The sequence below is a fragment of the Neobacillus sp. plas4 genome, from assembly GCF_057221695.1.
The window spans coordinates 3,292,901-3,317,243 of sequence record NZ_CM170152.1 but is presented as its reverse complement, the minus strand read 5'-3'; the positions used below and the strand labels follow the sequence as shown (position 1 = coordinate 3,317,243).

The window sequence follows — 24,343 nt, the reverse complement described above, 5'->3', positions numbered from 1 at the left end:
TATTAATTAAGTAATAATATCCAGATGTTGTATAACAAGATGATAATAAAATTATAGTTTAAGATAGGATGATATATCAATAGAATATTCAATAAATTCTATATATTACGATAAATAAATAATATGTACTATGCTAGAGATAGATAACAGTATTAAAACATGAGGATGTCGGGGTTGTGCCAAACGTAAAAAAGGACAAACTTCTTTTATGAAGATTGTCCTTTTTCCTCGTAATTGCTGTGGCAACTAAGATTTACTGTTTTTTGAAAATGCATGGGTTAAAACATTTTTAATGATACTCGGCTTCATCAAGGATGAAACCGGACTAACTAGGTTCATTACTTTGACAAAATTGTCGTAGACATCTTGATTTTGTGAGGATAAAATAAAGATGTTTTTTGCATACCATTGCTGGAGGGTGAGACCGTATGGTTTTTTTCCAGTAGTAGCTGGATAACGGTAATCTTCTGTTATGACCATATTCCAAATAGGGGAAATGATACTAGCAGACTTTTTATGAAAGAATCTAGGGATTTTGTGTAATTCATTCTTATGCTGCTGTAACAGTTTTTGTAACGAAAGTGCTTCTAATATGGCAATACTCATACCTTGACCAAATACAGGATCAATCCTGCAAATCGTATCCCCAATTAATAATAGACCATTCGGTAAATTTCCTATCTTATCAAAACGTCTCCAAATGATAGTCGGGATACGATAAATGGAAGTCTTAGATAATGGTTTGGCTTCTTTAATTTCTTGATAAATATCTAGTATCGGCAATTTTTTTGATAGTTCTATAAAACCTCTGTCACCTTTTAATACCTCTTTTTCGTTTATTGCACCATGATAACCCATAAGTGTGACAATATAACGATTTCCTTCCACCTTCGAAATCGTTCCGCCAATTTTTTCTTGAGGGGGGTTAGGATATATCATCTTAATTTTCCAGTCTCGTTCATGATGATTATTTAGTTCAAATTGTTTACTAATATAGCTTAAGTCAATATCTACCTTTTCTGAAGGGATTGAAATTCCACGTTTGTTCATCCAACTGGAAGTAAGACTGCTTACGCCGCTTGCATCTACTACTAAATCTGCTCGTAATGAACCAGTTTTTAGTTCCACACCAATGATACGATTTTCTGCTTTATTATATAAATAATCCTGGACGATTTGATTATATTGAATTGTAACATTCGGAATTTTTTTCATATATTGCTCTATATGCCATTCTAAATGTGGCCGTGTCTGAAGCGTAGTCCTATAGCCGCCATCAAATCGGACCTTCCATGACCCATGATGAAACCATGATAAATCGATGGTTGAATTGATATTTATAGCTCCGCTGCTATAAAATTTCTCCGTAATATCAGGAAATAACTCCTCAAGACCATATTCACCGGCGTGCAGGAGCGCGTGTAAATGCTCTCCTTGCGGGGCACCTTTTCTAGGAAACGGTCCTTCTGGTTTCTGGTCCCTTTCGATGATTATGATTTCATTATAATAATCCGATAACACTCGTGCAGCTAACTTACCAGAAATACCGCCGCCAATAATGATTGCCTTTTCCTTTGAAGACATGGGATGAAACACCTGCCAAACAAATAAATTTTCTCATAGAAAAAGTAACCCGATCTCAGGTTACTTAAAGGTTAGGCACCAAGCCTATCAGAAATATACAAAGAATTACTTTCGTCCCAATGAAAAATCCCTTCTTGAAGTCTTATGACTGAATCGAATGGGCGGGGGATTGGTAATTTCCCAACTTCTTTTAACAATTCCTCTCGTAATTGCAAAAGTTCTGTTTTGGAGGCGATTCGGACAACACTATTCAATGAAATATTCTTTACATTTATTTGTTTACTGGAACAAATGCTGTCTTGAAACGGCTTGTTAAATTGAATCATCATTTCTAAATCATTCAGGCAGGCTACACCAAAAACATCTTTTATTGTGTCATCGTATTTAAGCTGATAACCAGTCGCAAATTTAATAATATTTTTCTCTGGGTTTTCTAAAATATAAATGGTATCAATATGATTTTTCACTTTTTTCACCCTTTTGCTCATATTTAATTAAAATCTAGTCTATTTATCGTCTACAGTAGTAAAACAACGCTTTAGTTTATTAAAGCACATCATTATTTTATTATAGCATAGATTCCATTTTTGGTGTAAGAGACAAGCTTTATATTACATTTGTCATACTCTGCATATGACACCTGGTACTTACACGATTATCTATCCTTCTTTATACTTGGATTAACGACACAAACTGAAGGGAATTAAAAATATGTCAGTACAAGATAATACGAAAAATTTAAGAAAACAAGTTGCTCCATTTGAAAAATCTACCACAAAACAAAGTGTAATGCAGATTATTAACACAGTTGGACCGTTTATCCTTTTATGGTTCCTTGCCTATCAAAGCTTATCTGTTTCTTATTGGTTAGCATTGGTTCCAATTATTGCAGCAGCCGGGTTTTTAGTACGAATTTTCATTATATTTCATGACTGTACGCATCATTCTTTTTTCAAAAATAGAAGTGCCAATAGAGCAGTCGGTACTGCAATGGGAGTTTTAACACTGTTTCCGTTTGATCAATGGGGACACGAACATTCTGTTCATCATGCAACAAGTGGTAACTTGGATAAGCGTGGAACAGGAGATATTTGGACACTTACTGTTGATGAATACTTGGCAGCACCACTGAAGCTTCGTATAGCTTATCGTTTATATCGTAATCCGTTAATTATGTTTGGCATAGGACCAATCTATCAGTTCTTGTTGAAGAATCGTTTCAATCGTAAAGATGCACGCAAAAAAGAACGAATGAACACCTATTTAACCAATGTTCTTATTGTTACTTTGATTGCATTGCTTTGCTGGGCAATTGGCTGGCAGTCATTTCTACTCGTACAAGGAACGATTTTCATGATTTCTGGGTCTTGTGGAATCTGGTTGTTTTATGTGCAGCATACCTTTGAGGATTCTTACTTTGAAGAAGATCCTAACTGGGAATATGTAAAAGCAGCTGTGGAAGGTAGTTCTTTTTACAAGCTTCCAAAACTTTTGCAATTTTTAACTGGGAATATCGGTTTCCATCATGTTCACCATTTAAGCCCTAGGGTTCCGAATTATAAACTAGAAGAAGCTCATAATCAGGCGCTTCCATTACAAAACGTACCAACAATTACACTTGCAACGAGCTTAAAATCACTTCGTTTCCGACTTTGGGATGAAAACGCCAAGAATTTTGTTGCTTTTAAAGATGTAAAAGCTTTAGCAAAAAAACGAATTTCAGTTCAAGCAAAACCAGAAGTGTAAGACCCACTCTGCAGACTCTCCTTAAATGAAGGGGAGTCTCTGCATGATTCGCAGCTGTCTGATAAGGAGAGAGAGAAATGATTCGAATTGTAATCGCAGAGGATCAGGGGCCGCTATTAGAGGCAATGGGTAATCTGCTAAATTTAGAAGATGATATCGAAGTCGTTGGTCAGGCAGTTAATGGGGAAGAGGCACTATCACTCGTCCGCCAATTACAACCAGATGTTTGTATTATGGATATAGAAATGCCTGAAAAGAGTGGTCTGGAGGCGGCAGAAGCTTTACAACTTACAGACTGTAAAGTAATTATTCTTACAACCTTTGCTAGACCGGGCTATTTTCAACGGGCATGGGATGCAGATGTAAGAGGGTATTTATTAAAAGATAATCCTAGTGAAGAGTTAGCTTTTTCCATTCGTAGTGTTATGGATGGAAACCGAATTTTTTCAAATGAACTCATGGACGAATTTTCTAGCGAAGAAAATTCTGCTGTCCCTCAAAAGAACTACGATCAAAATAAAAATACGGGTACAGTAAAAAATTATTTTACATCCATTTTTGATAAATTTAAATTACCTACAGGTTAAAAGCATCCAATCAATTTGGATGCTTTTTTTATGAATATGGGTATTATTGGACTTAAAAACATTAGAGCAAGCATATGAGGGCTAGATTAATACACATCGAACCACATTGGTTCATCATCATCAGGATCGCCATTGTAATTGATAAAAATTTCTTGACCCTTTTTTATATTTGTATAAGCAAAAATATCAATCGTCTTATTTTGTAAATTTAACTTATATAAAGCATTGGGGGTGTAGGAGTGGTTAAACAGAGAGCCATATCCCAGCGCTAAGGCACAATCTTCTAGATCTTCACCCCACCAGAATGCATATTCAACTAAGATTGTTTTTTTTAAATACTTATACTCATCCTTAGGGGAAATAATGACTGGTGCTTCATGGATCAGCTCGCCTTTCCTAATATTACGAGTTGCAAAGATTCCTCTGCCGTACTTCGATTTCTTCAATTCAAACATTGAGACATCACCACCATTTTAAACTTTTGGTTAAAAACACCTTCGTATTAATTTATGAATGAATGGATATTTTTGTTTAAGTAATCCTATAAAAAGAAGATAAATTAGGAGGTGCTCCATGACACTAACTTATAAAACCTATTGTAGAAGTGAATACGATGAATTAAAACGTGTTATTCTTTGTCAGCCTCAATATATGACAATTCGAGAGGTAATCAATGACACACAGAAGGAGTTTAAGGATGAAGGCATACATATTAAAACTGCACTCGAACAGCACAGGGAATTTGTTAGAACCTTAGAAGAGAATGGTATAGAGGTTATTTTGTTACCCTATCATAAAAAATTTCCTGAACAGGTATTCACAAGAGATATTGGTTTTACCCTGGGACAAACCATTTTTGTTGCCAAGATGGCACATGATGTTCGTATCGGGGAAGAGGGTGTGTTAAGACAGTGGCTTGATGATGAAGAAATGTCTTATTATCATTTGGCAGAAGGCAGGATTGAAGGTGGAGATGTAATCATTGATGGGGAAACCATATATGTTGGGTTAAGTAACCGGACCCATCAGCAGGCGGTTGACCATTTGCAAAGTATACTCAACCAATTCGATGTAAAAGCAATATCCTTTAAGGAAAAATATCTCCATTTGGATTGTGTTTTTAATGTTATTTCACCAGATGTGGCCTTAATTTATCCGCCGGCATTAACAAAAGAGGATATCGAGCTTTTTTCATCTCGATATGAATTGATTGAAGTTAGTGAAGAGGAACAGTTTACGTTAGGTACGAATGTATTAAATATTGGGAACAAGAAAATTTTAAGCTTACCCGTAAATAAACACGTAAACCGAGAGCTTGTGAATAGAGGGTTTGAAGTTATTGAGGTCGACATAACTGAAATCATAAAATCAGGCGGTTCCTTCCGCTGTTGTACTCTTCCAATCTTGCGTGGTTAATAAAAGACTGTCCGAGTATTTCGGACAGCCTTTCCTTAGAAATCATCACAGGTTATTGACCTTGCTGATTTCTTAAAGTTTGTTCAGCGTAGGCAACGAGACGTTTGGTCATTTCGCCTCCGACTGAACCATTTGCTCGTGCGGTCGTATCAGCACCAAGTTGAACTCCAAACTCGTTGGCGATTTCTTCCTTCATTTGATTCAGAACATTGTCTGCACCAGGAACCAGTAGTTTGTTTCTAGCCATGATACATCACTCCCGACGAAGTTATTTGAGCAATCAAGAATTGCTCGTATATAATTTGCCCTTTTTATCTATCGTGATTCTGTCATTAGTTGGTGTAATAATTCTGGGTATAATAAGGCTGCGATTTTTCATTAAAAGCAACGCCCACTCCTAAGTACTCGTAGTCTTTACGTAAGATATTCTCACGATGCCCAAGGGAGTTCATTAAACCTTCATGGGCAAATATACTGCTTAATTGTCCATAAGCAAGGTTTTCCCCAGCCAATTGAAAAACAATGTCATCTTCTTTCATTCGGTCAAATGGTGATTGACCCTCAAGATTCTTGTGATCAAAATAATCCTTCTCTGCCATATCTGCACTATGTTCACGAGCAGTTTCTCTAACATGATCATCCCACGTTAAGATGGGGAGCTGATGATTGACTCTAGCAGCATTCGTTAAATCAAACATTTGATATTCAAAGCCCTCTTTCAAGGCTGGAGTCGCATTTGTATAAAAATCCTTTTTATTTTCCTCTAATGATTTGCTAATAATTTGTATGGCTGTTACAGTATTATTCTCATGTTTATCATAAAAAATGGTTACATAGGTATCATCGACTAAAAATAAATCATTGTCATTATTCTCTTGCAGCTGATAAATAACCATTCCTTTTTGAATTTTGGTGATTGGCTCACCAAGGATGGTACGTACTGTTTCTTTTTCACTTCCTATTTTAATCCCATTCGTTGAAGTAAGTAGGTCTTGATTCGTATATAAACCTGCTGCTAGGTTGTTTTCGTTATACATTACCATAAAAAAATCATGGTAATTCTCATGATAAGCATACCAATTTACACCATATTCATTAAGTGTTACCCGCTTAGCTATCCCTAAATTATGTTCAATGTCAATTTTGGCATTGCCAAGCTCAGTATTATGAATGGAAAAGGTTTGTTTAGCTGGTTGTGTTAACTCCAACTTATCCTGCTGCTCTTCCACAGTTTTATCTTCCTTTAACGGCATTTCTTCTATTTGGAAGCCAAGCTGTTTCAACATTTGTTGGATATCATCGTATAAAATACTAATCGTTTCTGGTACTTCTAGTTTCTCTTTTAATGTAGATACAAAATTCGCATGGATATTGGAATTGTCCAGCTGTTTTGAAATAAAGGGCCAAGAAATATATAATAAAAATAATAATGCAACTAATCTAAGTAAACGGAACATCATCATTCCTCCAATTCTATTAGGAGTTTAGCCAAGTTCGAATAAATATAAAATAAATTTGCCAGTAAATCAAGATATATCTGCTTAATTTTAATTTTATCTGCGAAAATAAAAATTTATCTGCGTTAAATTCATTTTATTTGCGATAAAGCAAATATATCTGCGAAGCCCGAAAATAGAAAATGTCAGGCACAATTTTGGTGCCTGACCTTTTCTTTAAATTTCTAGGATGATCGGTAGAATCATCGGTTTTCTTTTTGTGTGTTTGAATAAATACTGTCCTACAGATTTTTTGATATGCTGCTTCATTACATTCCATTGGCGAATATTATCTGCTTCTAGCTCAAGAATCGTTTTCTTAACTAGTCGATTGATTTCTCTAATCAGGTCTTCCGATTCTTTTACATAAACGAAACCACGAGTTATTGTGTCCGGTCCTTGGATAATCTTTCGATCTGATTTACTGATGGTTAAGACAATAACGAGCATACCATCTTCAGACAGCTGTCTACGGTCACGTAAAACAACCTCCCCGACATCGCCAACACTAATGCCGTCTACATACGTATCCCCAGCAGGAATATTTCGAGTCTGACGCGCCACTGAATTTTCAATATCTACGACATCGCCATTTTTAATAATGAATGTATTTCCTTTTTCTACTCCAACGGATTCAGCTAACTGCTTGTGATGATGGAGCATTCTATATTCACCATGAATTGGGATGAAATAGGCTGGCTTCATAAGGGTAAGCATGAGTTTTAAGTCTTCCTGATAGCCATGTCCGGAAACATGCATACCGGTAGAACTGCCTGAGCCATAAATCACCTTAGCCCCAAGCTGAAATAAGTTGTCGATAATCTTAGAAACACCTTTTTCATTTCCTGGGATGGGTGACGCCGCTAGAATAACTGTGTCCCCAGGATAAATGGTCGCATCACGATAATTTCCTGTTGCTAAGCGAGCAAGAGCTGCATTTGGTTCTCCCTGACTGCCGGTACAAAGAATCGCAACCTTATCAGGAGGGAATTGTTCAATCTCATTTGCACTGATGAGCATCCCTTCCGGCATTTGTAAGTATCCACGTTCAAGTGCAACATCCACGACGTTAACCATACTTCGTCCTAATAGGGCAAGCTTGCGGTTTGTTTTTATCGCTGCTTCCACCACCTGCTGAACACGGTTTACATTTGATGCGAAGGTGGAGAGGATGATTTTTCCATCGGCTTTTATAAAAGCCTCTAATAAATGGTCTCCGACCATTTGCTCAGATGGAGATAGTCCCTTGCGTTCTGCATTGGTACTTTCTGATATCAAGGCGATTACACCTTTTTGACCAATTTCAGCCATTTTATGAATATCACTATATTGGTTATTTGAAGGTGTTAAATCAAACTTGAAATCTCCGGTATGAACAACATTTCCTTCTGGTGTATGGAAGACGATACCTAGGCAGTCGGGTATACTATGACTCACCTTAAAGAAAGAAACACCAATTTTTCCGAATTCAACTGTTGATTCAGAGTTAATGGTAACTAACTCAGTTTCCCGTAGAAGGCGATGCTCTTCTAACTTTAATTCAATTAACCCCAATGTAAAACGCGTCGCATAGATTGGTACATGATTAAATCTTTTTAAAAAGAAAGGAATTCCGCCAATATGGTCTTCATGTCCATGTGTCACCAGCATGGCACGAATTTTATCCTGATTTTCCTCTAAATATGTCATATCCGGAATAATCAGGTCAATCCCCATCAAACTCTCGTCAGGAAATTTACCACCGCAATCGATGATGATGATATCATCATCATATTCAATCGCATACATATTTTTACCGATTTCATTTATGCCTCCTAAGGCAAAAAACGACAATGATGTTTCACTCATTATTAATATACCTCCCGATTTTAAATTACATAGGTTTTAGTATCCCCTGAGAAGAGAGGAGTATGAAGAAGAGGGACAGTTACTTTAAAAATTAAATGAAAAGATTATTTATTTTAAAAAAAATGTATTGATTTTTCTAAAAATAACAATTAATATATTTTTATATTAAACCAATAGATTTAATCGGAATTAAAAACAATGATTCCGAAAGACATAGAAAAGGGCGCTATAGACAAGTGCCCTTTATGTAACCAGTGAATATATCTATAACTAACTTATATCCATTTTTCAGTATACAAGTGGATTATTTTTGGGAAGGAATGTTGACTGAATTACTCAACATTCAATGAGGAGGGATGGAATGAAGGTATCGAGCAAGGGCGAATATGCTTTGCGAGCATTACTACAGCTGGGGAACCATCAAGGAAATGTACTCGGTATTCAAGAAATTTCTGAAAAAACCCTGGTCAGCATTCATTATTTGGAGCAAATCTTACTTCAATTAAAAAAGCTCGGTTATGTTACGAGCAAACGAGGCGCAAAGGGTGGTTATATGCTGCAAATGGAACCTCAAGAAATCAACATTGGAGAAGTCATTCGGGATTTGGAAGGTCCTTTGTCGCCAATGAGCTGCGCGTCCATTACAAAATATGAACCATGTCCTTTAGAGGGGGGATGTCAATTAAAGCCGTTGTGGTCGTTGGTTCGAGATACAATCGCTTTTGTTTTAGAACGAACAACATTGGAGGATTTACTTTTAAACCGAATTACTAAGCTAGAAGGAGAGGATTTCATTGTCGTCAAAAGCCCGTCTGGATCAACAGGTGATGGAAAAAATAGCTAGTTTATTAGAAGGCTTGGAATTTGGCACCGTTCAAATCACCGTTCATGATTCACAAATTACCCAAATTGACCGCTTAGAAAAGCACCGATTGCCGTTAAAAAGCAAACAGATTTCTCCAGTATCAAATCAATCTAAAAGCAGGTAATAAACATTATGAATAACTGCCGATCGGACACCCGAAGGCCCTTTAGTAACTTGTACATCGAGGTATGTACACGTGTAAACTAATGGGGCTTTTTTTATTGGAAAAAGCCTACAACAAAATAGAGGAGTCAATAAAATGATGAAAAAAATCTGGATTACACTAATCACTCTAACTTTACTACTATGGGCTGCAGGGTGCTCGAACCAAAGTACATCAAATGAGAAAGATACTGAAGCAGCTACTGTAAAAAAAGAAGTTGAACTATTAAACGTCTCATACGACCCAACCAGAGAATTTTATGAGGAATTCAACAAAAGCTTTGCTTCCTATTGGGAAAAAGAAAAAGGTCAAAAAGTAATAATCAATCAATCGCATGGTGGTTCAGGCAAGCAGTCCCGTTCTGTTATTGACGGTCTTGAGGCTGATATTGTTACCCTTGCACTTGCTTATGATATTGATGTAATCGCAGAAGCAGGAAAGCTTCCAGAGAATTGGCAGGAAAGACTAGATAAAAACAGTTCTCCTTACACATCTACTATTGTGTTTCTGGTAAGAAAAGGCAACCCAAAAGGTATTAAAGACTGGAACGATCTCGTGAAAAAGGACGTATCAGTGATTACCCCAAATCCAAAAACGTCCGGTGGGGCAAGATGGAATTACCTCGCTGCCTGGGGATATGCTCTAGAGCAAAACAATGGAGACGAAGCAAAGGCAAAAGAATTTGTTACCCAACTATTTAAAAATGTTCCTGTTTTAGATTCAGGAGCACGCGGGTCTACCACCACGTTTGTTGAAAGAGGTATTGGGGATGTATTGATTGCTTGGGAAAATGAAGCCTTCTTAGCCTTAAATGAGCTAGGCAAAGATGAATTTGAAATTGTCGTTCCATCCGTAAGTATCTTAGCTGAGCCACCTGTCACAGTGGTAGATGAAACAGCTAAAAAACATGGAACTGAAGAGGTTGCCAAAGCTTATTTAGACTATCTGTATACAGAGGAAGGTCAAGAAATTGCTGCTAAAAACTATTACCGCCCGCGTTCTGAGGAGATAGCCAAAAAGTATGCTGATCAGTTCCCTGAGATTAACTTATTTACAATTGACGAAGTTTTTGGCGGCTGGAAAAATGCCCAAAAAATCCATTTTGATGATGGCGGGGTCTTTGACGAAATCTACAAACCGTAAAATTAAAGGAGAGTTCTAAGTGATTAATAAGAGAAAACGACATCGAGTATTACCGGGATTTGGTCTATCAATGGGGTACACACTTGTTTATTTAAGCCTAATCATCTTGATTCCGATAGCAGTTCTGTTTTTAAAAGCCTCAACGATTAGTTTTGCAGAATTTTGGGAGACGGTTACGGATGATCGGGTCGTTGCCTCCTATAAATTGACGATTTATACATCGTTTATAGCGGCTATTGTTAATGCGATATTCGGGACGCTGATTGCCTGGGTTTTAGTCCGCTACGATTTTTATGGGAGAAGAATGATTGACGCGTTGGTAGATCTCCCGTTTGCGCTGCCAACTGCGGTAGCAGGAATCGCCCTTACCACCATCTATGCTCCAAATGGATGGATTGGGCAATACTTTGATTCTATTGGAATAAAGGTAGCTTATACACCGCTTGGTATCATGGTGGCTTTAACATTTATCGGCCTTCCCTTTGTCGTCCGTTCCGTTCAGCCGGTATTGCAGGATTTAGACCAGCAATATGAGGAGGCTGCGTCTACTCTTGGAGCTAATTCGGTACAAATTTTTATCAAAATTATTTTCCCAGCCATTTTTCCAGCGATTCTAACAGGCTTTGCCCTTGCCTTTGCAAGGGCATTAGGCGAATATGGTTCCGTCGTTTTCATATCGGGTAATATGCCAATGAAAACGGAAATTGTTCCATTGCTAATCATCACAAAATTAGAGCAGTTCAATTATGCCGGGGCTGCCGCCATTGCCGTCGTCATGCTTCTATTTTCATTCATTCTTTTATTCTTAATTAATTTTTGGCAATGGAAAACAACGAAAAAGTATCAAATGAACTAGAGGAGATAGGGAATATGATTGTTCAAGAGCTTCAGGTGAAAGATGTAAAAGCCAATAATCATGGGTTCATCGGAAAATGGATGTTAATTGCTATTGCACTTGGCTTCCTAGGGATTTTTATTTTAGTGCCATTAATCGTAGTATTCACGGAGGGACTAAATAAAGGTATTCAGCTTTACTTTGCAGCTTTGACCGAACGTGACGCATTATCGGCGATTAAATTAACGTTACTTACAGCAGCCATTACGATACCTGTTAATACGATATTCGGGGTGTTGGCAGCTTGGGCCATAACGAAGTTTGAATTTAAAGGTAAGAATATTTTACTCACGTTAATTGACATACCGTTTGCGGTATCACCGGTAATAGCCGGCCTTGTTTTTGTTTTACTGTTTGGTTCACAAGGAGTATTGGGACCGTTTTTAGAGGCCAATAATATCAAGATTATCTTTGCGGTACCAGGAATTATTTTAGCAACTATTTTTGTTACTTTTCCATTTGTGGTCAGAGAACTGCTCCCTATCATGGAGGAACAAGGAACGGAAGAAGAACAAGCAGCGATTACACTCGGTGCTAGCGGCTGGCAAATGTTTTTTCGGGTGACGTTGCCCAATATTAAGTGGGGTTTACTGTATGGGGTCATTCTGTGTAACGCTCGAGCCATGGGGGAATTTGGAGCAGTATCCGTTGTTTCCGGCCATATTAGAGGGTTAACCAATACAATTCCTCTTCATGTTGAAATCTTGTATAACGAATACAATTTCAGTGCTGCTTTTGCTGCAGCTTCCTTACTTGCACTACTAGCCATCCTAACATTGATATTAAAAAGCCTTGTGGAATGGAAAACAAAAAAACACTAATAGTGATAATGTGTGTTACTAAAATGGAGGATTGCAGAATGGGCATTACAATCAAGGGAGTATCAAAGGCTTTTGGAACGTTTCCAGCCGTTAAAAATGTTAATCTAGAAATTCCAACAGGAGATTTTGTGGCCTTATTAGGACCATCAGGTTCAGGAAAAACTACACTTCTAAGACTCATTGCAGGTTTAGAGGGGTTAGATTCTGGTGGAATCTTCTTCAATGACAAGGATTACACCTATAAAACAATTAAAGAACGGAATGTAGGGTTTGTTTTTCAAAACTATGCGTTATTTAAGCATATGACTATATTTGATAATATTGCTTTTGGATTAAAGGTGAGACCGAGAAAAACTCGTCCCTCTAAAAATGAAATTGCAGAAAAGGTAAATGAATTGTTGAAGCTCGTTCAATTAGAACAGCTTGCCAATCGCTATCCTTCACAGCTTTCAGGGGGACAAAGGCAGCGGATTGCATTGGCAAGGGCTCTTGCTGTAGAACCAGAAGTCCTGCTTCTTGACGAACCATTTGGAGCACTCGATGCGAAAGTTCGTCAGGAACTGCGTCACTGGTTAAGGGAAATCCATCAACGGCTAAACATAACGACTATTTTTGTCACCCACGACCAAGAAGAGGCTTTAGAAATGGCTGATACCGTAGTTGTAATGAATCAGGGTAAAATTGAACAAATTGGCTCTCCAGAGGAAGTGTATCAAAAACCAGCAAACGCTTTTGTTTATAGTTTTTTAGGAAGAGTCAACGAGTTTCGGGATGCTGAAGCTTCGGAGGCAATCAGTTATGTTCGGCCACACGAAATTGTTCTGAGGAAATTTTTCCAAGGAAACAGCATATTGTCCGAGGTTTCACATATTCATATTATCGGTTCTACCGTAAGAATCGAATTAAGGCGGCAGGATACGGGGGCTCTTTTCGAAGCGGAGATGAGTATCGATCAGTATCAAAATATGAGTCCTGTAAAAAGGGGCGATATTCTTTTTGCTGAATTTAAAAATATCATCGTCTTTGATCATCATTTGGAAAATAAACATGCCCATACAGGAAAAATGGGTATTAGAAACTCTTTAAAAAGCAAATTAATATAGAAGGAAAAAGTGCTAGGGAATCCCGGCACTTATTTTTATTGAGGAATCGTATAGATTGAAATATACATGTATTAAGAATACATTAGAAGTTAAGAAGCTTTTTCAACATGTATTCCAAAAAATGAATGGAAGGGAAGATAAGATGAAATATAACTTTGATGAAATTGTAAATCGGAGAGGTACTTATTCTATAAAGTGGGATGGAGGCCAAATCATAAAAGATATAGGTCTTACCGAAAGATATGATGAAGATACCATACCGCTATTTACAGCTGACATGGATTTACCAGTTCCCCAACCATTAATCGAGGCATTACATAAGACCGTTGATCACCGAATTTTCGGTTATTCTGTATTTCCTGATGAGTATTTTAAAGCGGTACAGCACTGGTTTAAAAAGAGACATGATTGGGAGTTCAAGAAGGAAGATATCATCTATAGTCCAGGAACGGTTCATGCCTTGAATGTGGCTGTAAGGGCATTTACAAAACCTGGAGATGGAATCATCATTCAACGGCCAGTTTATCCTCCTTTTACATCGTCAATTGAGGCAAATGGACGAACAGTCGTAAATAATGCGCTCAAAAGTAATGAAGAAGGCTATTATTCGATTGACTTTGAGGATTTTGAACAAAAGGCAAAAGATGAAAGCACGAAAATGTTTATTTTATGTAACCCTCATAATCCAACAGGAAGAATATTTAATACGGATGAGCTAAGGAAATTGGCAGATATCTGTGTAAAAAATGATGTGTTGATCATCGCTGATGAGATTCATGGTGATATCGTAAGACGTAATCAAACCTTTATTCCAATTGCGAAGGCAGCTGAAGAGCATGCTAAACACATAGTGACGTTTACTGCGATAAACAAAACCTTTAATTTAGCAGGTCTTCATTGTACAAACGTGATCATTCCAAATCCAGAGTTGAGACAAACATTTAATGGTGTGATGGGCATGCATTTGCCATCGCCTTTTACCGTTTCAGCGCTAATTTCTGTCTACCATGATGGTGAAGAATGGTTGGAGCAGCTGAAAGAGTATATTGATGGAACAATGGAATGGGCAGTGGAGTTTCTAGCGGAAAAAATGCCAAAAGTAAAGGTGAGAATACCTGAGGGAACCTATATAATGTGGATGGATCTCAGTGGCTATGGCATATCCCCTGACGAAGTACACGATCGAATTTATAACAAAGCAAATGTCCTTTTGGAGGACGGAAAAATGTTTGGAGAAGAAGGTTTACAATATCAAAGAATCTGTATCCCATCGCCAAGACCGATGATTAAAGAAGCCTTCGCAAGAATTGCTAGGGAATTTGAAGACCTGAAATAGGTAATTGAGGATTTAGTAGTGGATGGCGGGAAATACGAGCGGATAGCCGGAAATACTGACTTATATCAGATTGCTAGCAATGTGGTAGCGTGCATTATACAAACTGATATCCCTCGAAAAGCACTATGTTTCATAGGAGTGATGATATGGAGAACAGTATGCTTCAAACCTGCACGGACTTGATAAAGAATGCGAAGAATATTGTCGTCCTAACGGGTGCAGGAATTAGTACAGAATCAGGCATCAAGGATTTTCGTTCTCAAACGGGTATCTATAAGATGGCGCCTGAATATATCCTTTCACTGGATTATTTTTATAATAAACCTAAGGCATTTTATCAATTTGCTGTTGAGAATCTATACCACCCAGAAGCACAACCAAATAAAGGACATGAGATTCTAGCCAAGTGGGAGGAAGATGGAAAGGTAAGCCACATCATTACCCAAAATATCGATGGTCTTCATCAAAAAGCTGGCTCAATAAATGTGATTGAGTTTCACGGCACAATGAAGACAGCTTCTTGTCGAAATTGCAATAAAGTATATAAAACCGAAGAAATGATCAGCAGGTTAAAATCGATAGATGATTTTTATATCTGTAACGCTTGCAGTACTCATAATGAAAAAGATCGATATATTAAACCTGATGTCGTTTTATTTGGTGATACAGGTGAATGGTTTACGATGGATGGATTCAATGAAATTATTAACATCATTCATCAAGCAGACTGCCTATTGGTATTAGGAACAAGTTTGAAAGTTACACCATTCTCCACATTCCCACAATACGGGCGCGAAGGGACCCCGCTGGTCATTATCAATAAGGGAGATTCACCCTATGATGGGACCGAAAATACCTATGTCATTCATGACTCAATTGGAGAAACAATCTCTAAAATTAATATTGGTCTAAATCCATCACTCTTGTAAGTGATGGATTTCTTTGCTTTCGAACATATGGGGCTGCTGTTTATTTTTAAATTTTCTAAATTAATTGACAATTAGCGCAAAGGAAAATAAAATTAAGGGGTAGATTTTTTTATCATAAAACAGAAACACTGTTTGTTATCACGCAACAAATCGAGGTGAAGTGATTGATTACAGACGAAAGTCTAACTGAATTGATGACGTATTTAAAAGACATACAGATCAGTGATGAAGATCAGCATCATCCACTTGGGAATTCTGGCAGAGTAACAATTTTCCCAAAAACAGAACAAGAAATTTCAGCTGTTTTAGAGTATGCCAACATCCATAACCACTCCGTTTTCATTATGGGAGGAGGGACAAAAAGAGGGTATGGCGGACTTCTAGAAAAAGCAGACATTCTATTATCACTTGCTCAATATACTGGAATCGTTGAGCATAATCCTGGTGATATGACATTGACGGTAAAAGCCGGTACCTCCTTTCAAGAAATTCAAAACTATTTAGAACCGTACAAGCAAAAAGTTCCACTAGATCCTTTCATTCCAGAGCATGCGACGATTGGTGGGATTGTTTCAGCTAATGATAGCGGTCCAAAAAGGCTGGGATATGGGGCAGCCAGAGACAATGTTATTGGCCTCAGGATGGTTTATCCTGATGGAACCCTGATTCGTTCAGGTGGAAAAGTGGTAAAAAATGTTGCTGGATATGATATGAATAAATTGTTTATAGGAGCAATGGGAACGCTCGGTGTTGCAACACAAGTGACCCTAAAGCTGCGGCCAATTGCTAAATGTGAATCTATTTGTTTTGTATCTTTTTCAGAAAGTAATGTTGAAGAGATTCGAGCATTTGCTGTAAAGGTGCTTGATTCTATGCTTGAACCTATCAGCTTCGAGCTGTTAAACCCATCCCTTGCTTTGAAATTGACAAACAAAAATCAATATACTTTGCTTATTGCGTTTGAAGATGTAAAAAGCTCATTAGACTATCAAGAAAATATCCTCAAAAGTATTGTCCCTGATAAAACCACACTAAGGTCCCTAACAAAAAATGAAGCAAAATCCTTCTGGGATAAATTTTATAACTTACAACCCAATGGGATTACAAACGTAACCACACAAGAGGCAGTTCTAAAAATCGGCGTTGTCAACTTGGATATCATCAAAATATTGCAAGAAGCAGAGCATATCGGTGATATCTGTCATGTATCCATTGAAGCACATGGAGGCCTAGGAACGGGCATATGTTACATGACCATTCGCGGAGCAAATGATGATTTATTAACTGCTATTCAACAAATAAGAAAAAATGTGACTACACATGGTGGATTTGCTGTAGTAAAGCACCTTCCATTCTCCCTCCGTAAAAAAATAAATGTATGGGGAGAAAAAACTGCATCTCATTTTCTTTTTGAAGGAATTAAACAAAAAATTGATACCAACACAATCCTTAATAAGAGTCGTTATGTTGGGGGGATTTAACATGCGTGTGAAGGAAAGTCAAGTACCGCAAGATCCTCTATGCACATCCACTTTAGGTAATTATCTATGGCGTGATCCGCCGCAGGAAAAAAAGTGGGCAGATTGTGTTCATTGCGGAATGTGTTTGGAATCTTGTCCTACATATGAACAAACGGGGGAGGAACAGCATTCACCACGAGGGCGTGTATATCTCATAAAAGCAGTCGCAGAAGGAAAGTTAAATGTTGATGAACAATTTGCAAATCCAGTTTTTTCCTGTCTTGACTGCCGTGCCTGTACCACTGCATGCCCAGTTGATGTTGATGTTGGCGGGCTAATTGAGGAAGCACGAGGACAAATTCGTCAGGCACTCCCGCTCAAAGGCTGGAAGAGAACTGTTAACAAGTTCTTTCTTCATGGTGTGTTCCCACATCATAATCGCTTACGTACTTTGGGCGGTTTGTTACGGTTATACCAACGGAGTGGATTGCAAAAGGCTGTCCGTAAAACAAAGCTAATCAATATCATGCCACAGCATTTAATTGAAATGGAATCCATCATGCCCGAAGTCAAAGGGGCTGTTCGCAAAAATAATGGTTCAATTATTAAAGCTCAAGGTGAAACCAAGCATGAAGTGGCGATGCTGACAGGCTGCGTTATGGATGTTTTTTTTAGCGATATCAATGAATCTACGATCAATGTTCTCACTCGGAATGGAAATGACGTGAGCATTCCGACAAATCAAACCTGCTGCGGGGCATTGCATGTTCATGCTGGTGATCGAGACATGGGCAGAAAGCTTGCAAAGCAGAATATCGAAGCTTTTGAAAATGCAGATACGGTTATCGTGAATGCTGCTGGGTGCGGGTGCATGATGAAGGAATATGCAGAATTATTCCGTGATGAACCAGAATGGAAGAAACGAGCGGAGGAATTCGAAGAGAAGGTAGTAGATATATCTAAATATTTGCACGACACCGGCTATGAAAAACCAAAGTCAGCCATTAATACTCGAATCACCTATCATGATGCCTGTCATTTGGCACATGGTCAGGGTGTGAGACAGGAACCTCGTGACATACTTCTTGATATTCCGGGAGTAGAAATGATACACATGCCAAATGCAGACCGCTGCTGCGGGAGTGCGGGAATCTATAATATTACCCATCCTGAAATGGCCGATGACGTTCTCAAAAGTAAAATGGAAAATGTTCCAGATGATGTTGAAATGATTTCAATGGGGAACCCCGGCTGCATGCTGCAAATGGCATTAGGTGTGAAAAAATATGGAAGAAGCCAGAAGATTGTCCACACCATTCAGCTTCTTGACTGGGCCTACCAAAAAGAAAAAGGGGATGATAATCATGTCCGTCATAAAGATTGATACCACTGACAAGCATATTATCAATCTCGCAGCAATCGCAGGCGGTCCACGTTCCATCTTATATAAAAAAGCAGACCTACTCGCATATGATTGCGATGGGTTTACAATTCATAAGCATTTACCTAAGGCTGTTGTTTTCCCGAAAAATACCGAGGAAGTTTCCAAACTAGTAAAATACTGCTCTGTTCACAATCTCCCATTTCTGGCTCGTGGTGCTGGAACTGGCTTGAGCGGCGGGGCCATACCTGTTAATGGGGAAGTCATCATAAGTATGGTGCGCATGAAAAAGCTTATCAGTGTTGACCTTGAAAATCGGAGAGCGGTGGTAGAACCAGGCTTCGTCAATCTTAAACTAACAAACTCCATTTCGGATAGAGGATATTACTATGCTCCTGATCCTTCAAGTCAATATTGCTGCACAATTGGAGGGAATGTAGCAGAAAACGCAGGCGGGGCCCATTGTTTGAAATATGGAGTCACCACGAACCATATACTCGGTCTAGAAGTAGTCCTTCCAAATGGAGAGATTATTGAAATAGGCAGGAATGGTGTTTTGGATGAACCTGGATATGATTTACTTGGAATCTTAACTGGTTCTGAAGGAACGCTGGGAATTGTCACGAAAATAACTGTACGTATTTTAAAAAATCCAGAAGGAAAACAGACGGTTCTTGCGTATTTTGATAGGGTTGAAGATGGAAGCAAGGCTGTTTCTGATATTATCTCAGCAGGAATTGTTCCGGCAGCACTAGAAATGATGGATAAAACAGCAATTGAGGCTGTGGAAGCTGCTGCTTTCCCAGTCGGACACCCAAAGGATATAGAAGCTGTTTTACTCATTGAAGTAGACGGCATTGCCGCTGGCATACAGGAACAAATCAACGAGATTTTGGAAGTTTGTAGAAAAAATAAGGTTCGTGAAGTCCGTGCAGCCAAGGATGAAGCTGAGAGAGGAAGGTGGTGGGCCAATCGTAAAACAGGATTTGGAGCGATGGGTGCCATTTCACCTGATTATTTAGTACAGGATGGGGTTATTCCGAGGAGCAAACTTCCACAGGTACTGAAGCAAATTACCCAAATTAGTGAAAAATCTGGTTTGCGGATTGCGAATATTTTTCATGCCGGAGATGGAAATCTGCATCCACTTGTTTTATTTGATGCCCGAAAACCGGGAGAAATCGAAAAAGCATTAGAAGCTGGAAGCTTATGTTTGAAGGCATGCGCAGAGGTTGGCGGTACAATCACTGGTGAACATGGGGTTGGTATAGAAAAGCGTGAAGAAATGCGGTTTGTTTTTAATGAAAGAGAAATACTTGCCCAAACCAACATTCGGGAGGTCTTTAATCCTGATAATCTATTAAATGCTGGTAAACTCTTTCCAACACCTGGGCGCTGCATGGAAATAAAAAATGAAAACAAAGCATAAAAAACAAATATATTAGGAGGATGTTTAATGAGAAATTATGTAAATGTAGGAAATTTACAGGTTGCAGGTGAATTATATGAATTTATTAATTCTGAAGCATTGCCAGGAAGCCAAGTGGACCAGGATACGTTTTGGTCAGGGTTTGAAAGAATCATCAGGGACTTGACCCCCAGAAATAAGGAATTACTAGCTAAAAGGGATGAACTACAAACAAAAATTAATCAATGGCACCGGGAAAATAAAGATTTCAATTTTACAAAATATAAAGCCTTTTTAGAAGAAATCGGCTATTTACAGCCTGAACCGGAGGATTTTAGAATTTCTACTGAAGGAGCAGATGATGAAATTGCCCTAAAAGCAGGTCCCCAACTAGTTGTACCAGTTGATAATGCCCGTTATGCCATTAATGCTGCAAATGCCCGGTGGGGAAGCTTGTACGATGCTTTATACGGAACAGATGTTATTAGTGATGAAGGCGGCGCACAAAACCAAGGTGGATACAATCCAGTTCGCGGCGAGAAAGTCATTGCATTTGCTAGGAATTTTCTTGATGGAGCGGTACCTTTACGGGTTGGAACACATAAAGAGGCAAAAAGATATACCATTGAGCAAGGCAGTTTAGTGATTACCTTACAGAATGGACACAGCACTACATTAAAAAATGAAGAAAAATTTGTTGGGTTTCAAGGTCAGCCTAGTCAGCCCTCAAGTGTCCTGTTGAAAAATAATGATAACTATTTTGAAATCCAAATTGACCGAAGTCATCCAATCGGAAAAACAGATGCTGCAGGTATAAAAGATATTCTCCTAGAATCGGCTCTTACTTCGATTATGGATTGCGAGGATTCTGTTGCCGCAGTTGACGCACAGGATAAAGTTCTCGTGTATAGAAATTGGTTAGGCTTAAATAAAGGCAGCCTGCAAGCAACCTTTACAAAAGGAAATAAAACATTAACACGGACACTTAATCCTGACCGCAGTTACATTTCACCTAAAGGAAGTAATTTCACCTTACCTGGACGTGCTTTAATGCTTGTTCGAAATGTCGGTCATTTGATGTCCAATAACGCCATTCTTGATGGAAAAGGGAATGAAGTACAAGAGGGGATTATCGACGCTGTCGTTACCTCTCTGTGTGCAAAACATTCCTTAATCGGAAACACCTCATTCAAAAATTCAGCAAACGGCTCAATCTATATTGTAAAGCCAAAAATGCATGGTCCGGAAGAGACAGCATTTGCAAATGAGTTGTTTAATAGGACAGAGGATTTACTTGGGTTAGCTAGAAACACCCTGAAAATTGGGGTAATGGATGAGGAACGTCGAACATCATTAAATTTAAAAGCCTGTATCAAGGAAGTACAAGATCGTGTTGTATTTATTAACACAGGATTCCTGGACCGGACGGGTGATGAAATGCACACGTCGATGGAGGCAGGTGCCATGATTCGAAAAAATGAGATGAAATCAACGCTTTGGCTGCAAAGCTATGAAAATTCTAATGTAAACAATGGTCTTTTAACAGGTTTCCAAGGACGTGCCCAAATCGGCAAAGGAATGTGGGCAATGCCTGATTTAATGAAGAGCATGCTTGAGCAAAAAGTAGGACATTTATTGGCCGGAGGAAATACAGCATGGGTTCCATCGCCAACAGCAGCAACCCTTCATGCTCTGCACTACCATCAAATAAATGTAAAGGAAGTACAAAATAACCTTCTAAGCAGGATTTCTGATTTACGTGATGATATTTTACAAATTCCTGTTTCTGACCAACCAAATTGGAGTCCAGAAGAGATACAAGCCGAGCTTGATAATAATGCTCAAGGAATACTTGGCTATGTCGTAAGGTGGGTAGAACAGGGTATCGGCTGCTCAAAGGTACCCGATATAAATAATATTGCGCTCATGGAAGACCGAGCCACCCTTCGTATTTCCAGCCAGCACGTCGCGAATTGGCTGCTTCATGGTATTTGCACGAAAGAACAAGTGCTAAAAACGCTGGAAAGAATGGCAAAGGTGGTAGATGACCAAAATGCTGGGGATCCTGCATACAGACCAATGGCTGCTAACTTTGACGAGTCGGTGGCATACCAGGCAGCGTGTGATCTAGTATTTAAGGGCTACGACCAGCCAAGTGGATATACAGAGCCAATCTTGCATAGCCGGCGTCTCGAGGCTAAAGCCAAATATTCAGTTCGAGCCTAATCTAGATGTATTCAGTGCATTTATTTAGTAAATGCCCTAACAAAGATGTGGCAAGGCATTTTATTCAAAATGCCTTATTAAAGAGGTGGGAAAGTTTGCAAAGAGATAATGTGGTAAAGTCCGTGAGCAGGGCGCTGGATATGATCGCGCTTGTTGGTATGAAAAAGGGAGGTCTCGGTGTAACAGAGATTGCGAATCAGATTGATATCAATAAAAGCTCGGTTTTTAGAACACTGTCCACACTTGTTCAATATGGCTATATCGAACAGGATCCTGATACCGGGAAATACAAGCTAGGATATAAGTTTTTGGATATTAGCTCAAAGCTCTTAGAATCCATTGATCTAAGAACTGAAGCGAAGCCATTTCTCCAAGAACTCGAAAATATGACCAATGAAGTGATTCATCTTGTGGTCTATGACCAGGGAGAAGTCGTGTATATTGAGAAATTAGAGGGAAATGAAACCTTAAGAACTCATTCAAAGGTTGGGAAAAGAGCTCCTATGCATTGTACGTCCGTCGGGAAAGCGATACTTTCTCATTTACCTAAAAGTGATGTTTTAGGCATCCTTGACCGAAGAGGTATGCCCTATCATACCGACCATACCATTATTTCAAGGGAAGAATTCCTGCGGGAACTTAAACAAATAAAAAAAAGAGGTTATGCATTAGACTTAGAAGAGAATGAGTATGGTATTACCTGTATTGCTGCGCCTGTTTTTGACCATTTAGGAAATGTGGCGGCGGCTGTCAGTATATCTGGTCCAACGACAAGAATGACAACAGAGAGGTTAAACCAACTCGGACCGATAATGATTCAAACTGGCCAGAAAATATCTGCGAGACTTGGGTATCCAGTATCTGTTCAAATTGAAAAATAAGGAAATTGGGAATCAGCAAAAAAAAGCCGCAAAACTTTAGACAGTTTTGCGGCTTTCATTTACATTTTTACGATAAATCGACCTATTGCACGCCCTTGTAAAATGAGTGGGAGAGTCGCTGGCAGTTCTGCTAAGCTTATTTCTTTGGAAATGGAATCTATCACTTCTGGTTTAAAATCACTGGCCATTCGCTGCCAAAGCTTCTTACGGACTTCCATTGGACAGTTGACAGAATCAATCCCTAGTAGATTGATACCGCGGAGGATGAACGGAAACACAGTCGTAGGAACGCTTCCCCCACCCGTTAATCCACTTACTGCCACTGAACCATTATAGTGGATTTTACTTAATATAGCTGCGAGTGACTCTCCGCCAACCGGGTCGACACAACCAGCCCAAAGCTGTTTATCTAAAGCTTTGACCTTTCCGTTATAAACTTCATCCCGAGAAACAACCTCTTTTGCACCAAGTTTATGTAAATAATCATGTTCACTTTCTTTTCCTGTACTTGCGGTAACATCGTAGCCTCGTTTTGCCAGGATAGCAACGGCAATACTTCCTACGCCGCCAGTAGCCCCAGTAACCAGCACTTTACCTTTTTCAGGAGAGAGCCCGTTTTCTTCAAGTCTTTGTACCGAAAGAGCTGCGGTTAACCCGGCGGTTCCATAGATCATTGCTTCTCTTAAAGAAAGGTTTTCAGGTAAAGGTACAATCCAATCGGCAGGAATACGTGCATATTCACTGTAACCGCCATAATGGGAAACTCCAATTTCATAACTGGTTGCAATGACGTGATCTCCCTCTGAGAAGCGGGGGTCTTTTGAAGAAACAACCACACCTGCTAAATCAATCCCTGCTACAAATGGGTAGGACCTAACGATTTTCCCTTCAGGAATACTGGCTAAGCCGTCTTTGTAATTAACACTAGAATAGGCAACATTAATTAATACCTCGCCAGCTGGTAAATCATCAAAAGTGATATTTTTAATCCCGACTGTAAAATCATTTTCTAACTTATCAACGACTAAGGCTCTGAAATCCCCACTCAATAGAAA

23 protein-coding genes are annotated in these 24,343 nt (G+C 38.8%); 16 read left to right on the top strand and 7 right to left on the bottom strand.

Going from position 1 to position 24,343, the window contains the following annotated elements; genetic code table 11:
- Window positions 1–246: 246 nt before the first annotated feature.
- Window positions 247–1,584 carry an NAD(P)/FAD-dependent oxidoreductase gene (locus tag AC2TFD_RS16445; RefSeq protein ID WP_484673587.1) on the bottom strand — a complete coding sequence of 446 codons (1,338 nt, stop codon included), beginning with the start codon at window positions 1,582–1,584 and terminating at the stop codon, window positions 247–249.
- 71 nt (window positions 1,585–1,655) lie between these two features.
- Window positions 1,656–2,051, bottom strand: coding sequence for a hypothetical protein (locus AC2TFD_RS16440; RefSeq protein ID WP_335520430.1), 396 nt, complete (start codon window positions 2,049–2,051; stop codon window positions 1,656–1,658).
- Between the two features lie 244 nt (window positions 2,052–2,295).
- Between AC2TFD_RS16440 and desA the strand changes: the two genes are divergently transcribed.
- Window positions 2,296–3,330: a Delta(5) desaturase DesA gene (desA, locus tag AC2TFD_RS16435; RefSeq protein WP_335569337.1), complete on the top strand. Its 1,035-nt coding sequence runs from the start codon at window positions 2,296–2,298 to the stop codon at window positions 3,328–3,330.
- Window positions 3,331–3,407: 77 nt separating this feature from the next.
- Window positions 3,408–3,917: a response regulator gene (locus AC2TFD_RS16430; RefSeq protein WP_335513115.1), complete on the top strand. Its 510-nt coding sequence runs from the start codon at window positions 3,408–3,410 to the stop codon at window positions 3,915–3,917.
- Window positions 3,918–4,003: 86 nt separating this feature from the next.
- Here the strand turns inward: AC2TFD_RS16430 and AC2TFD_RS16425 are convergent, their stop codons facing one another.
- A complete protein-coding gene (locus AC2TFD_RS16425; protein ID WP_335513113.1) occupies window positions 4,004–4,372 on the bottom strand; it encodes an SET domain-containing protein in 369 nt (122 codons plus the stop codon).
- 118 nt (window positions 4,373–4,490) lie between these two features.
- Between AC2TFD_RS16425 and AC2TFD_RS16420 the strand changes: the two genes are divergently transcribed.
- Window positions 4,491–5,333, top strand: coding sequence for a dimethylarginine dimethylaminohydrolase family protein (locus AC2TFD_RS16420; protein WP_335513111.1), 843 nt, complete (start codon window positions 4,491–4,493; stop codon window positions 5,331–5,333).
- 52 nt (window positions 5,334–5,385) lie between these two features.
- Here the strand turns inward: AC2TFD_RS16420 and AC2TFD_RS16415 are convergent, their stop codons facing one another.
- From AC2TFD_RS16415 to AC2TFD_RS16405, 3 genes are all read right to left on the bottom strand, one after another.
- Window positions 5,386–5,580, bottom strand: coding sequence for an alpha/beta-type small acid-soluble spore protein (locus tag AC2TFD_RS16415; RefSeq protein ID WP_335569338.1), 195 nt, complete (start codon window positions 5,578–5,580; stop codon window positions 5,386–5,388).
- An 85-nt stretch (window positions 5,581–5,665) separates the two neighbouring features.
- Entirely contained in the window at window positions 5,666–6,790 is a 1,125-nt protein-coding gene (locus tag AC2TFD_RS16410) for a CAP domain-containing protein (protein WP_335569339.1), read from the bottom strand.
- A gap of 216 nt (window positions 6,791–7,006) precedes the next feature.
- A complete protein-coding gene (locus tag AC2TFD_RS16405; protein ID WP_335513105.1) occupies window positions 7,007–8,677 on the bottom strand; it encodes a ribonuclease J in 1,671 nt (556 codons plus the stop codon).
- A gap of 361 nt (window positions 8,678–9,038) precedes the next feature.
- On the opposite strand from AC2TFD_RS16405, the gene AC2TFD_RS16400 reads away from it, so the two are divergent.
- The 13 genes from AC2TFD_RS16400 (at window position 9,039) to AC2TFD_RS16340 (ending at window position 23,288) form a co-directional block, all read left to right on the top strand.
- A complete protein-coding gene (locus AC2TFD_RS16400) occupies window positions 9,039–9,521 on the top strand; it encodes an RrF2 family transcriptional regulator (RefSeq protein WP_335513103.1) in 483 nt (160 codons plus the stop codon).
- Window positions 9,472–9,666 (top strand): YezD family protein, encoded by a 195-nt coding sequence (locus tag AC2TFD_RS16395; protein WP_335513101.1) that lies wholly within the window; start codon window positions 9,472–9,474, stop codon window positions 9,664–9,666. Before AC2TFD_RS16400 ends, AC2TFD_RS16395 begins: the two co-directional genes overlap by 50 nt.
- A gap of 135 nt (window positions 9,667–9,801) precedes the next feature.
- Entirely contained in the window at window positions 9,802–10,848 is a 1,047-nt protein-coding gene (locus AC2TFD_RS16390) for a sulfate ABC transporter substrate-binding protein (RefSeq protein WP_484673586.1), read from the top strand.
- Window positions 10,849–10,870: 22 nt separating this feature from the next.
- Window positions 10,871–11,704 carry a sulfate ABC transporter permease subunit CysT gene (gene cysT / locus AC2TFD_RS16385; protein WP_335569414.1) on the top strand — a complete coding sequence of 278 codons (834 nt, stop codon included), beginning with the start codon at window positions 10,871–10,873 and terminating at the stop codon, window positions 11,702–11,704.
- Between the two features lie 14 nt (window positions 11,705–11,718).
- On the top strand, window positions 11,719–12,564 hold the full coding sequence (gene cysW, locus AC2TFD_RS16380) for a sulfate ABC transporter permease subunit CysW (RefSeq protein ID WP_335569341.1): 846 nt from the start codon (window positions 11,719–11,721) through the stop codon (window positions 12,562–12,564).
- A gap of 38 nt (window positions 12,565–12,602) precedes the next feature.
- A complete protein-coding gene (locus tag AC2TFD_RS16375) occupies window positions 12,603–13,667 on the top strand; it encodes a sulfate/molybdate ABC transporter ATP-binding protein (RefSeq protein WP_335569342.1) in 1,065 nt (354 codons plus the stop codon).
- A gap of 142 nt (window positions 13,668–13,809) precedes the next feature.
- The gene (locus AC2TFD_RS16370) at window positions 13,810–15,003 is read left to right on the top strand and encodes a MalY/PatB family protein (RefSeq protein WP_335569343.1); all 1,194 of its coding nucleotides are present in this window, start codon (window positions 13,810–13,812) and stop codon (window positions 15,001–15,003) included.
- Between the two features lie 146 nt (window positions 15,004–15,149).
- The gene (locus AC2TFD_RS16365; protein WP_484673585.1) at window positions 15,150–15,932 is read left to right on the top strand and encodes an NAD-dependent protein deacylase; all 783 of its coding nucleotides are present in this window, start codon (window positions 15,150–15,152) and stop codon (window positions 15,930–15,932) included.
- Window positions 15,933–16,096: 164 nt separating this feature from the next.
- The gene (locus tag AC2TFD_RS16360; protein WP_335513687.1) at window positions 16,097–17,413 is read left to right on the top strand and encodes an FAD-binding oxidoreductase; all 1,317 of its coding nucleotides are present in this window, start codon (window positions 16,097–16,099) and stop codon (window positions 17,411–17,413) included.
- Window position 17,414: 1 nt separating this feature from the next.
- Window positions 17,415–18,776: a (Fe-S)-binding protein gene (locus AC2TFD_RS16355; protein WP_335513685.1), complete on the top strand. Its 1,362-nt coding sequence runs from the start codon at window positions 17,415–17,417 to the stop codon at window positions 18,774–18,776.
- Complete coding sequence (locus AC2TFD_RS16350) at window positions 18,757–20,202, top strand: FAD-linked oxidase C-terminal domain-containing protein (protein ID WP_335513683.1); 1,446 nt, start codon at window positions 18,757–18,759, stop codon at window positions 20,200–20,202. Before AC2TFD_RS16355 ends, AC2TFD_RS16350 begins: the two co-directional genes overlap by 20 nt.
- A gap of 27 nt (window positions 20,203–20,229) precedes the next feature.
- Window positions 20,230–22,407 (top strand): malate synthase G, encoded by a 2,178-nt coding sequence (locus tag AC2TFD_RS16345; RefSeq protein ID WP_484673584.1) that lies wholly within the window; start codon window positions 20,230–20,232, stop codon window positions 22,405–22,407.
- 95 nt (window positions 22,408–22,502) lie between these two features.
- Window positions 22,503–23,288 carry an IclR family transcriptional regulator gene (locus AC2TFD_RS16340; RefSeq protein WP_335520242.1) on the top strand — a complete coding sequence of 262 codons (786 nt, stop codon included), beginning with the start codon at window positions 22,503–22,505 and terminating at the stop codon, window positions 23,286–23,288.
- 59 nt (window positions 23,289–23,347) lie between these two features.
- Here AC2TFD_RS16340 and AC2TFD_RS16335 read toward each other — a convergent pair whose 3' ends face one another.
- Window positions 23,348–24,337 (bottom strand): NADPH:quinone oxidoreductase family protein, encoded by a 990-nt coding sequence (locus AC2TFD_RS16335; RefSeq protein WP_335520239.1) that lies wholly within the window; start codon window positions 24,335–24,337, stop codon window positions 23,348–23,350.
- Window positions 24,338–24,343: the final 6 nt, after the last annotated feature.

Excerpts from the sequence above, each read along its gene's own strand:
- AC2TFD_RS16445 (WP_484673587.1), bottom strand. The coding sequence starts at position 1,584 with ATGTCTTCAAAGGAAAAGGCAATCATTATTGGCGGCGGTATTTCTGGT.
- desA (WP_335569337.1), top strand. The coding sequence starts at position 2,296 with ATGTCAGTACAAGATAATACGAAAAATTTAAGAAAACAAGTTGCTCCA.
- AC2TFD_RS16430 (WP_335513115.1), top strand. The coding sequence starts at position 3,408 with ATGATTCGAATTGTAATCGCAGAGGATCAGGGGCCGCTATTAGAGGCA.
- AC2TFD_RS16425 (WP_335513113.1), bottom strand. The coding sequence starts at position 4,372 with ATGTTTGAATTGAAGAAATCGAAGTACGGCAGAGGAATCTTTGCAACT.
- AC2TFD_RS16420 (WP_335513111.1), top strand. The coding sequence starts at position 4,491 with ATGACACTAACTTATAAAACCTATTGTAGAAGTGAATACGATGAATTA.
- AC2TFD_RS16415 (WP_335569338.1), bottom strand. The coding sequence starts at position 5,580 with ATGGCTAGAAACAAACTACTGGTTCCTGGTGCAGACAATGTTCTGAAT.
- AC2TFD_RS16410 (WP_335569339.1), bottom strand. The coding sequence starts at position 6,790 with ATGTTCCGTTTACTTAGATTAGTTGCATTATTATTTTTATTATATATT.
- AC2TFD_RS16405 (WP_335513105.1), bottom strand. The coding sequence starts at position 8,677 with ATGAGTGAAACATCATTGTCGTTTTTTGCCTTAGGAGGCATAAATGAA.
- AC2TFD_RS16400 (WP_335513103.1), top strand. The coding sequence starts at position 9,039 with ATGAAGGTATCGAGCAAGGGCGAATATGCTTTGCGAGCATTACTACAG.
- AC2TFD_RS16390 (WP_484673586.1), top strand. The coding sequence starts at position 9,802 with ATGATGAAAAAAATCTGGATTACACTAATCACTCTAACTTTACTACTA.
- cysW (WP_335569341.1), top strand. The coding sequence starts at position 11,719 with ATGATTGTTCAAGAGCTTCAGGTGAAAGATGTAAAAGCCAATAATCAT.
- AC2TFD_RS16375 (WP_335569342.1), top strand. The coding sequence starts at position 12,603 with ATGGGCATTACAATCAAGGGAGTATCAAAGGCTTTTGGAACGTTTCCA.
- AC2TFD_RS16370 (WP_335569343.1), top strand. The coding sequence starts at position 13,810 with ATGAAATATAACTTTGATGAAATTGTAAATCGGAGAGGTACTTATTCT.
- AC2TFD_RS16365 (WP_484673585.1), top strand. The coding sequence starts at position 15,150 with ATGGAGAACAGTATGCTTCAAACCTGCACGGACTTGATAAAGAATGCG.
- AC2TFD_RS16355 (WP_335513685.1), top strand. The coding sequence starts at position 17,415 with ATGCGTGTGAAGGAAAGTCAAGTACCGCAAGATCCTCTATGCACATCC.
- AC2TFD_RS16350 (WP_335513683.1), top strand. The coding sequence starts at position 18,757 with ATGTCCGTCATAAAGATTGATACCACTGACAAGCATATTATCAATCTC.
- AC2TFD_RS16345 (WP_484673584.1), top strand. The coding sequence starts at position 20,230 with ATGAGAAATTATGTAAATGTAGGAAATTTACAGGTTGCAGGTGAATTA.